The sequence below is a fragment of the Ruegeria sp. CDSB029 genome (genome assembly GCF_059611125.1).
Window position 1 is genome coordinate 19520 of sequence record NZ_JBXWOX010000033.1, and the last position, 10358, is coordinate 29877.

At 53.5% G+C, this 10358-nt stretch carries 11 protein-coding genes; 8 read left to right on the forward strand and 3 right to left on the reverse strand.

Features of this window, described 5'->3' with window-relative positions; all coding sequences use genetic code 11:
- The first annotated feature begins 143 nt into the window (after positions 1–143).
- Both AC2FI8_RS23130 and AC2FI8_RS23135 read left to right on the forward strand, forming a co-directional pair.
- On the forward strand, positions 144–419 hold the full coding sequence (locus AC2FI8_RS23130; protein ID WP_496781110.1) for a hypothetical protein: 276 nt from the start codon (positions 144–146) through the stop codon (positions 417–419).
- A 59-nt stretch (positions 420–478) separates the two neighbouring features.
- Positions 479–667: a hypothetical protein gene (locus AC2FI8_RS23135; RefSeq protein WP_170810342.1), complete on the forward strand. Its 189-nt coding sequence runs from the start codon at positions 479–481 to the stop codon at positions 665–667.
- A gap of 214 nt (positions 668–881) precedes the next feature.
- Here the strand turns inward: AC2FI8_RS23135 and AC2FI8_RS23140 are convergent, their stop codons facing one another.
- The 3 genes from AC2FI8_RS23140 to AC2FI8_RS23150 form a co-directional block, all read right to left on the reverse strand.
- Positions 882–1094, reverse strand: coding sequence for a hypothetical protein (locus tag AC2FI8_RS23140; RefSeq protein WP_170810340.1), 213 nt, complete (start codon positions 1092–1094; stop codon positions 882–884).
- Positions 1095–1309: 215 nt separating this feature from the next.
- Positions 1310–1729 carry a DoxX family protein gene (locus AC2FI8_RS23145; RefSeq protein WP_496781111.1) on the reverse strand — a complete coding sequence of 140 codons (420 nt, stop codon included), beginning with the start codon at positions 1727–1729 and terminating at the stop codon, positions 1310–1312.
- On the reverse strand, positions 1678–2781 hold the full coding sequence (locus AC2FI8_RS23150; RefSeq protein ID WP_496781112.1) for a helix-turn-helix domain-containing protein: 1104 nt from the start codon (positions 2779–2781) through the stop codon (positions 1678–1680). Before AC2FI8_RS23150 ends, AC2FI8_RS23145 begins: the two co-directional genes overlap by 52 nt.
- Before the next feature lie 102 nt (positions 2782–2883).
- Between AC2FI8_RS23150 and AC2FI8_RS23155 the strand changes: the two genes are divergently transcribed.
- From AC2FI8_RS23155 to AC2FI8_RS23180, 6 genes are all read left to right on the forward strand, one after another.
- A complete protein-coding gene (locus AC2FI8_RS23155; protein ID WP_281973886.1) occupies positions 2884–4245 on the forward strand; it encodes a metal-dependent hydrolase family protein in 1362 nt (453 codons plus the stop codon).
- A 66-nt stretch (positions 4246–4311) separates the two neighbouring features.
- Positions 4312–5703, forward strand: coding sequence for a metal-dependent hydrolase family protein (locus AC2FI8_RS23160; RefSeq protein ID WP_281973887.1), 1392 nt, complete (start codon positions 4312–4314; stop codon positions 5701–5703).
- Between the two features lie 73 nt (positions 5704–5776).
- Positions 5777–7426, forward strand: coding sequence for an amidohydrolase (locus AC2FI8_RS23165; RefSeq protein ID WP_281973888.1), 1650 nt, complete (start codon positions 5777–5779; stop codon positions 7424–7426).
- A gap of 83 nt (positions 7427–7509) precedes the next feature.
- Positions 7510–7911, forward strand: a complete 402-nt coding sequence (locus AC2FI8_RS23170; RefSeq protein WP_281973889.1) for a hypothetical protein — start codon at positions 7510–7512, stop codon at positions 7909–7911.
- A 62-nt stretch (positions 7912–7973) separates the two neighbouring features.
- On the forward strand, positions 7974–9197 hold the full coding sequence (locus AC2FI8_RS23175; protein WP_496781113.1) for a carbohydrate porin: 1224 nt from the start codon (positions 7974–7976) through the stop codon (positions 9195–9197).
- Positions 9198–9348: 151 nt separating this feature from the next.
- Positions 9349–10358, forward strand: a 1010-nt coding sequence (locus tag AC2FI8_RS23180; protein ID WP_496781114.1) for a mechanosensitive ion channel family protein, incomplete at its 3' end; no start/stop codon positions are given.

A 10358-nucleotide genomic window follows, 5' to 3' on the forward strand; every position in this document is an offset into this window, starting at 1 on the left:
TGAATGGTCCCACTTGCTCCCCTTATTCAGGCTTCTGAATTCTAAATTGTCGGAAATCCGAAAAAAGCAAATGCGTCGTGTGGATAATGGGAACAAAGGGTCAAAAGGAGCAATCGGTGCCTAGGGGGTAAGAGGGCCATTGCATGACAAGGAAAGAGGGTATTCAACGATTGTTAATCAGGCTGGTGATTGGTGATCATGGATTACGCCAGCTCCATGATGCGGCAGCTTTTGAGACGATGAGAGAGGCGCATATCGCCTATCGACGCTTCAAGGAGCCAGTAGATCAAAAGGGCGCAGCAGAGATTGTCGTGAAGGCTCAAGGTGCTGTGCTTGCCCGCGCTCTGAAGAAGTACGGCGAGGTTACTAATCTGCCGAGGCCTGATCCTGAGTATCATGCAGGGTTTCGGAAATATTAACGATGGGTTGCGCTGCGTCTCCTTCTGCACACCTGAAAAGCAGGTCAAGGAGGCCAAATATGATAAAAAAATCTACGATTGAGACCGAAGAATACTTTGAAATTAAGAGAGCTTTTGAGACGTACTTTCGTGAGCAACACGCGCAGCAAGAATTGATCGCTACGGAATTGGCAAAAGTGGTGCGCCAACAGGGAGCTTTGCTTGCTATTTTTGCCCACTCTGTTGAACTTTTGCGGGGCAAGAAATGAGCCGTTTATTCATGGGGCTGTTCGGGATGGGGTTTGTACTAACAAGCCTCATTAACAGACATCTGGGGGAAGCCCTGCGGGCTTCAATGGGCCATAAGGTTCTAGTTAACAATCAGGTGAATCGTACGGCTGCACTTGGGTTGATGAAAGCTTGGGCAGCGTTCGCCCAAGCAAAGAAAGACGTTTCATATTATAGCCGTTTGGGGATGTGATTTCACGACTTCATGGAATCAGCAATGATTTGTTCAATGTCGATACCATCACTGCCCAGTCCTGAGTTGTTGGGATTCCAACGATCTCCCATTTCCTCCAATAGTTCGACCATTCGACGCCCTGTAAGGGCCTGAGCTGCTTTCCACCATCGGCTAGAGCAGTGGTCCAAATGCGCAATGGAATCTTCGATTTCCGATAGTTTCAGATAAGTCATTTTGCAGGTCTCCTTGTTTTAATCGCCAAGTAAATGGGCGGGTAGATACAAGGAACCGTAAAAAAGAGGCTGACTGCCCTTGGCCCTGTCGGGTCTCCCGGCTGTAGACGTCAGAAATGCGCAGAAAGCGGACTTTGCAAAGTCGAGAATAAAGGCCCGTCGTGGACGTTCCATCGCTGTCCTGAGGTTACCCGGTATCGGTCGGGTGACTGTTGTTACAGTACGTTTAGAAGCTTTGAATACCCAGCGTTTAAAACAAGAGCCGCAAGCGTCCCTGTTATCATCGCTGGTATGCCCTGCTTCCAAGTATCGAACACTAAATGGCAGAATATCGCTCCGAAAGATGTGCAGAGCAACGCAAGTGCTCCTAGTGGCCCTATCCACGACGATTGAAACCAGATGGCGAATGCCCCGAAAAGTTCTCCGCATCCGACGAGGAACATGATCTGCCTGTTGAGGCCGTAGCTTTCGAACATGCCCAACTGGATTTCAAAGACCTTCTTTTGCCACCCAAAAATCTTGATGGATGAAGCAAAGAGAAAAAATGCAGATAGAAGACCGATGGCGATGTTCAGGAGCAATGCTAGTCCTTCCGGTTTGATTTCTTGTAGGCTGCTGGAGATAGGCCCGTCCATTTACGGAAAGCTCTAGAGAAAGCTGTTGGGTCGGCATAGCCGAGCCGTTGCGCTGTCTCGCCGACGGATTTGTTGTCATTTGCTAGCAGGCGTTCGGCTTCTTCCTGCTTAATGCGCGCGATCACTTGGGACGCCGTTTGACCGTAAGGTTTCAGCCGGTTGTTCAGTGTTTCCTGATGAAAACCGCAAAGGTCCGCAAGCTCATCCACACCAAATCCTGAATCCGCAAGATGGACCCTGATCAGGCCTTCCAGTCCCGCAAGGAAATCCTGCGGGGCGGCCAGATCCTCATCCATAACCCTGTAGTCTGGCGGGTTCTCCAGTGCCTCTGGTCGTAATCTGTAATTTAACCAGCTGGAGGGAAACCTGATCGAAAAACCTTGAGGATTGCACTTGATAGCCCGAACGCCGTGAAACTGACCGGGCAGCGCATCCGGGTCACTGACGCGAAGAATGACCTGGTTGGGGTCCCACCTGAAATCCAGGACACGGTGCAACAGGGATATCCAAATACTCGTCAGAAACGCATCGATTTGGCTAGGAGAAACCGAAATCTGGAAGTTCCTTTTGGCACTGAAGTATGCGTGCTCTCCTTCGACAAAGAGGGATTGCGTAACAGCATTGGATTCCTTGGAAACCGCTTGAGTGTATCTGGTAAAGAAGTCTCCCAATGTAAGGGCTTCTGCCAGCATATCGCCGAGCGGGAGTAATTTGACAAGGTCAACGGATTGCCCGACCCGTGCGCAAAAATCCTTTGCAGTGGCTTCTGCCACGGCCTGATAGATATGGTAGACGGTATCGTGGCGCAGGAAATTCTTCGGGTCCATTACCTGCGCTTCGTTCAACCCCAGAGGATCAAGAACAAACGCGGGTTCGACCCCCACGCTGCGAAGCGCTGCGACAACCGGACCCGCAACTGAAGCCCTGACGAGTGGCAGCGACTGATCCGTGTTATTACCAAGTCTTCTTGTCATCTCTTCTCCAGAAATTCGCAATATTCCCGAGTGTAGGAAATTCCCACAAAAAAAATATGAAACCTTGCAGTTTCCCAAAACTATTTTTCTAGAACCGGAAATCTGTCAGGCATCAAGTTATTCGAATTCTATAATGACTCCTAATTGTGCCTTTTGCGATTCTTGTTGATAGGAGCCCTGATGAACAGTTGCCTGATGCGTGTAGTGGCGCCCGCCGTATTGTTTGCGAGTCATTTGTTTCCAACCCATGCTGTCTCACAGGAAGAGAACTTCCCGATCCTTTTCACAAATGTTCATGTCTTTGACGGGGTGAACGAGGCGCGGATCGAGAACGCAAATGTTCTGGTCGTCGATAACCTGATCGCCGAGGTCTCGACTGAGCCGCTTGCCGTCGCCAATGCGCAAATCATCGACGGTGGTGGGCGCACGCTGATGCCCGGACTGATCGACGCCCATGTTCACATGGCAATCACCGAACCGATTGCAGACCTCAGGGACAATTTCGACTGGATGTACTGGGGCGCCGTTTCCACCATCGAGGCCGAAAAGATGCTGTTGCGCGGCTTCACCTCCGTACGCGATGCGGGTGGGCCGGCAATCGGGCTTCAGAAAGCCATAGACCGGGGCAAGGCCGTCGGCCCCCGTATCTATCCGTCCGGCCCCGTGATCTCGCAGACCTCCGGGCATGGCGAGCATAGGCACTACACGGAACCGCACCCCAACTTCGAAGGGTCCTCGCCGTCGTTCTTCAATCAGCATCTTGAGTTTCTCGCCGACGGTGTCCCGGAAGTTCTGCGCGCAACGCGCGAAGCGCTTCGCCTCGGCGCATCGCAAATCAAAGTCATGGCGGGCGGTGGCGTATCCTCCAGTGTGGATCCGCTGCACACGGTTCAGTACTTGCCCGAAGAACTAGAGGCGGCAGTGCAGGCTGCGGCGGACTGGGATACCTACGTCCTTGTCCACGTCTACAATGACGAGAGCATTCTGCGGTCCATCGAAGCGGGTGTCCTGAGCATCGACCATGCGCAATTGATGACTGAAGTGGGCGCGCAGGCGATCAAGGACGCGGATGTCTGGGTCGTGCCCTACTATTCGCTTCTGGGGCTGGATGAGGAGGTTGTCACGAAGGTGCTTGGCCCACTCGCTGCTCCCAAATTTCTTGCAGTTCAGGCCGGAGCCAGAAACCAGATGAAGTTGCTGAAGGAATTTGGCATCGAAAAGGTCGTCTTTTCCACCGATATTATTGGGGACCCTGCGGCCCTCACCAAACAGAACGATGAATTCAAGTATCGACTCGAAGAGTGGTCTTCTTACGAAGTTCTTTTGCAGGCTACGTCTAAGGCCGGTGAATTGCTTGCCCTGTCAGGTCAACTCAACCCCTATCCCGCAGGTCCACTCGGCGTGATTACAGAAGGGGCCTATGCGGACATTTTGCTCGTCGAAGGAAACCCGGTCGAGGATGCCCTGATCATGACCGACTACGAGAACAACTTCGATCTGATCATGAAAGACGGCGTGATCTACAAGAACACACTCGACTGAGTGTCGCGCGGGGTGAAGTTACCTCGGCATCCCGCGCACCCAAAACACTTAAAGAAAGGCAACTCGATGAAACAGCTTAAACAGATTACAGTGACGGCAAGCGCGTTCGTATTCGCGGCGAGCGTTTCGTTTGCGCAGGACGCTTTGCCTCAAACACTGTTCACCAACGTCCATGTTTTTGACGGTGTGAACGAAGCGCGGATCGAAAATGCCAGTGTTTTGGTCGAGGGAAACCTGATTAAGGAAGTTTCGACCGATGCCATCGACGCGCCGGACGCAACCTTGATTGATGGCGGCGGACGCACGCTGATGCCCGGGCTGATCGACAGCCACGTTCACCTGAACCTGACCGGTCTGTTCACAAGCTTTGGTGGCGCGGAATATGCCAATTGGGATGGTATTGGCGCAATGGCAGCTGCGAACGCGCGTGACTACCTCATGGATGGGTACACGACGGTTCGCGATGCCTGTGGTCAAGGCGATGCGATGAAGAAACTAATCGATCAGGACATAGTCGTCGGACCGCGGGTTTACCCAAGCGGTGCCTGCATCGGTCCGCAATCCGGTCACACGGACTGGCGCAGCCCCCGTGCGCGCGCTGAAGGTGGCCCCGTCACACAGGTCGAGGAACTTAATCTCGCGGTCGTCGCGGACGGCGTAGACGAAATCAGAGCAGCCGCGCGCAGAAACCTCAGCTTCGGCGCCACGCAGATCAAGCTTACGGTTGGCGGTGGTGTTTCCTCTGAATTGGACCCCCTCTGGTCCGTTGGATACAGCGTGGAAGAGATCAAAGCCGCAGTGGACGCGGCCGCATTTTATGACACATATGTGTTCGTACACGCCTATACAGACGAGACTGTTAAACTGGCTCTCGATGCCGGAGTGAAGGTCATTGACCACGGCCAGATGGTCACCGAAGAAACCGTAAAGCGCATGGCAGATGAAGGTATTATCTGGTCGCTCAATACCGCGGGCTTTTCACCGATCCTGTTTGAGCACCCCAACTTTGCGCCCGGCACGCCAGCAGGTATCAAACTCGCGGTTGCCCAGGACCAAAGCAAAGATCTCATTGAACTGGTCAAGAAGTACAAGCCCAAGATTGTGCACAATGTTGATACAGTACTTTCAACGCTCGATCAGGGCCGCGCCCACCGCGATTTCGAAAAGTACCAGTTTGCCGACTGGTTCGGAAATCATGCCATGCTGGTTTCGGCCACATCGGCGGGGGGCGAGCTGGCGCAATTGACGGGACAACGCAATCCTTACCCCGAGAAACTGGGCGTGATTGAAGCAGGCGCCTATGCCGATATCCTGATCGTCGATGGCAACCCGCTGGAAGATCTTTCTGTCTTGGGGGCCCAGCCGAAATGGTTTGACGCGGAACCGCGCGAAGAAGGTTTTGAAACCATCCGTGTCATCATGAAGGACGGCAAATTCTACAAGAACACGCTGGATTGAGGAGAGCGCGGGGCGGTCTCGCTCGTCCGCCCCGCGTTTTCCCCCGACGAACGCATCTTAAAAAGGATAGAACATGAAACGTCTCGCACTTGGCTCACTGGTGGTATTCTGCGGCTCGATGGCCGCCGCCCAAGACACAACGATTTTCACAAATGCCAACGTCTTGACCATGGATGCCGGTTTTTCGGTGGCTGAGGCTATGGCCATTCAGGGCAACCGCATTCTGGCGGTCGGGGCTGAAGCGGATGTGATGGCAGAAGCCGGGGAAAAGGCAACGGTTGTTGATCTGGCTGGCAGCACGGTCCTTCCAGGATTCATTGACGCACATTCCCACCCGGTCGGCGGCGGCGCATCTTCTGTCTTTGACAATGTGGGCATCGACCGTTTTTCCACAGTCGAAGAGGCGCTTGGGTACATGAAAGAAGCCACGGAAGGCCAAGGGCCTTTTGATTGGGCATTGTTTGTAAACCTCGACCTGGCGACGCAATCCTTCGCTGATGGCCTTGTTACCCGGGATCATTTGGACGCTATTGCGCCAGACACGCCGATGGTCATCTGGCAAGCGGGTGGCCATAAGATGACCGTTAACTCTGTCATGCTGGACTTGATGGGGGTTACTGACGACACGCCGGATCCTGAGGGTGCCCAATACGGGCGTTACGACGACGGTCGTCCCGACGGGAACTTGTCTGGATCCGCGCTGTTGTTCGGAGCGCTTGGCGTTATTGAACCCTATAACAGCTATGATCGCATCGAAGGTTCAGTCGCGCTGGCGAAAGAATGGAATGCTCAGGGGCTGACAACTCTTGGGGTTGCGGGCGTAGCGTCACCGAAAGATTGGGACGTGTTTGAGGAACTCGCCGCGCGAGATGATTTCCCTTTGCGGACCCGAAACTACCTCCAATGGGGTGCCTTGGTGATGTGGGATCAAGCGGGGGTAAGCCCCGGTCAGGGCGATGACAAGTCCCGTATCGTCGGCTGGAAGATCAGCGCGGACGGATCCAATCAAGCTTTCACCGGATTGCAGCGTGAACCTTACCTCAACTCGGACAACCTTGGTCTTGCCTATATGGGTCAAAAAGACATCGACGCTGCAGTTGTCGAAGGCACAAAACGTGGCGGCCAAATGGCCATGCACGGCAACGGAAATGCCGCCATCGACAATATCATATCGTCAGTTCAGAAAGCCCGAGATGCCGGTGTCGATGTCGTGCGCCCCCGAATTGAACATTGTTCGATCACCGAAGATGACCAGATCGCCAAACTCAAAGAGCTGGATATCTCTTGTTCATTCTTGATCGCGCACGTTCTCTATTGGGGTGCCGCCTTCCGTGACACTGTGTTCGGCCCTGAAAAGGCGGTGAAACTGGATCGAACCGGCAGCTTTGAGAAGGCCGGTGTGCCCTATTCTCTGCACACGGACTATTCCGTCTCGGTTCTTTCTCCGTTGGAAATGGTAGAAGCCGCAGTAACAAGATCCTTGTTTACGGACCCGGATACAGTGCTGGGCGAACACGAAAGAGCGTCTGTGGATATGGCTCTACGGGCGATTACCAGCGTCCCGGCCTTTCAACTCCTGTCAGAAGAAGAGATCGGCAGTCTTGAGGTCGGCAAACTAGCCGATTTCGTGATCCTGGGCCAGAATCCCCGCGCCATAGCCGCCGACCGAATCGCAGAGATCAAAGTGGAGCAGACCTGGATGGACGGGAAGAGGGTTCATTGAGGTTCTTGGGTTCCAACCGGCAAAGTCGTTTCCCGGCGCTCCAAAGTCCAAGAAGGCAAATTCAACACCGGGAGTAAACAAAAGTGAAATACCTGATCTCGACGGCGTTCCTCGCTCTGGCCTCGACGGTTTCTGCACAAGACCGTCCCGGAAACATGCGCACCTTTCTGTTCATTGGCACGTCCAATAGCACCGCTTGGGAAATGCAGATCGCCAATCCGGGGGATCGCGCAGCCTCGGTGAAGGGCGGGATCGAAGCGCTCGGTGGAGAGCTTTTGAGCTATTACTGGGGGCTTGGAAACGGGAAGAACTACATCACCGTTTCCCTGCCAGATGACCCTACCTTTATCCAGGCCTTCTATGTCAGCCGCCTCGGCGACGGCTTGCTGGATGATTACCAGATGGTCGAATTGATGAGCAGCGCCGACATGGCTGTGGCGCTGGAACGTGTTTCAGAAATCAAAGCTGTGGATGACGTAAAGTGATTGGAGGTTTGTCGCACCAGAGATCGTATCTTCCACCACGACCGACCCTTGCCACTGCGTTATTGAGCGCCTTTGCACTATTTGGCGGTGCTGCTGATGCCCAGGAAATTTCTGCTCAGGCGAAACTGGAGGCCGCAGCCCAGGTATCGTTGGGTGGTCCGGGATCAGCCAGCGCGCAGCAGGAGCAAGACAGGTTGCGCCGGCTGGAAGATTCGCGTTGGCCCAGTTTGGACCGTGCCATTGATCCAACCGAAACCGCTTTGGGTCGATTTCGGGAAAACACCGGATTGGCGCTCAGCTTTGATTACCAGGCTCTATACCAACGCAGTTCTCACAGCCTGACCGGGCAGGACGAATCTGCATCCGGTCAGCTCAGGATGATCGGGACGTGGGAATTGGCAAACCGGGGTGGTGAAAACCCGGGTAGCCTTGTCTTTATTCTGGAGAACCGACACCGGTTGGGCCAGCCCATTGCACCTTCAGCGTTGCCTGCGCAAATTGGATATCAAGGGGCAACCGCGGTCACGTTTGGGGACACAAACACGACCTTGTCGGTAGCTTACTGGCAACAAGCCTTCGCAAACGGACGCGGAGGAGTGGTGGCGGGTCGGATCGATCCGGGCGACTACTCCGACATTCTGGGTTACGTGAACCCACGAACGACCTTCTCGAACTATTCGATCCTGTTTAGCCCGGTGCTGCCAATCCCCGATCCAGGTTTTGGCGTCACCGTCGGCGGCTATCTAACGGACCAGATTTACGCGTTAGGGGTAGTTAGCGATGCCAATGGGTCTCTCACAGACATCGAGTGGTTTTCCGGAGGTAGCGAATTCTACAAATACGCCGAGATCGGCTGGACGCCCGAAAAATCAAAACGATTTCTGACAAACGTTCATCTGGGGATGTTTCACACGGATGCGCGCCAACAAGTTGGCGTACCGGAAACATATGGAGCCACACTTTCTGCCAACCATACATTCGACAACCAACTAATGATCTTCGGACGGCTGGGATGGTCCAATGGCGGGGGTGCGCTGGCTAGGCGTGCAGTCAACGCAGGCTTGATGTGGCGACCTGGCACCTACGATGATCTCCTTGGCATAGCGGCCACTGTTGCCGACCTGACGACACCAGGATTGCCCAATCAAACGACACTTGAAGCTTTCTACCGTCTGGACCTGGCCGACAATCTGGCGCTGACGGCAGACGTGCAATACCTGAAAAACCCCGGATCAAACGCGAACGACCCGCTGGTCTTAGGACTGAGACTGAGGGTCAATCTTTGATGCATGCCGGGTAGCAGTTTCCGTTCGGGCTTCATTTTGGCCGGAACGGCGGGGGCGGCAAGTGAGTGGGTCGCCCCCAACTATTTTGCAGTGGCAGACCTTTTCGGTCTCCTTGCGATCTCTTCAGTCTCTATGTGGGAGCTTTAGTGTCATGGCGCGATACATCTACAGTTTGGTTATTTTGCTTTTTGCTGCGGCGGTTTCGACGTCAAACGCTGGTCCAGCGTACGCACAGAAAGCGGCGAGTGAACAGGAACCTGCTGAGGTACAGCAAGAAGATCTCTTAACTCAGGTTGCCGACAAATCAATTTCTGCCGGTGACCTGGAGATACTGCTTGTTCCGCTGACGACTGATGAGCTTTCGGAAATTGCTGTTGCCTGGCAAGACCATGTCCGCAACCAACTTGAAGAAATTGCCCGTATCAATCTTAGCCTTCAGGCCGGAAACGAAGCGCAAGAAGATGTCCTGAGATCACAGCTTTCTTTGATAAACGATACTGGCACTGTAATTTTGGATAATTACACTCTGGTCTTGAACGAGTGGGCCCTAAAGGGCGCCGCCGAAGAAGACCTGAAACCGCATACCGACTATGTCTTAGCGCTCAAAACTGGCGTACTTAAAACAACGGATATACAGACGCTATTTCATAACGCTCTCCAATGGTTGGTTTCCTGGGAGGGAGGTGCTGGTCTTCTATTGGCTGGGTTGGGTGTTTTGGCTGCTGTTTGGGTCATGTTGTTTGTCGCCAAAGTGGTGTGTCGTCTAACTGAGCGCGGCCTTGAAAAAATACCTACAATTTCGCGGATGCTTAAGAAATTCATTGCGACCGCAGTGTATTGGGCGGTCTTTATTCTCGGCATTCTGGTTGTACTTGCCTTGTTTGGTGTGAACGTCACTCCTTTGTTTGCAATATTTGGTGGTTTGTCTTTCATTCTTGGCTTTGCGCTTCAGGAAACGCTGGGCAATCTCGCTAGCGGTCTGATGATCATGGTTTTAAAGCCATTCGATACCGGAGACTACATTCAGGTTGGCGGGTCATCTGGTTTTGTTGACGAGATGTCGGTTGTATCGACAAAAATTCGCACCTTCGACAACCAGATCATCATTGTGCCGAATAGTAAGATCTGGGGTGACGTAATCACAAATGTCAGCGCATCTGA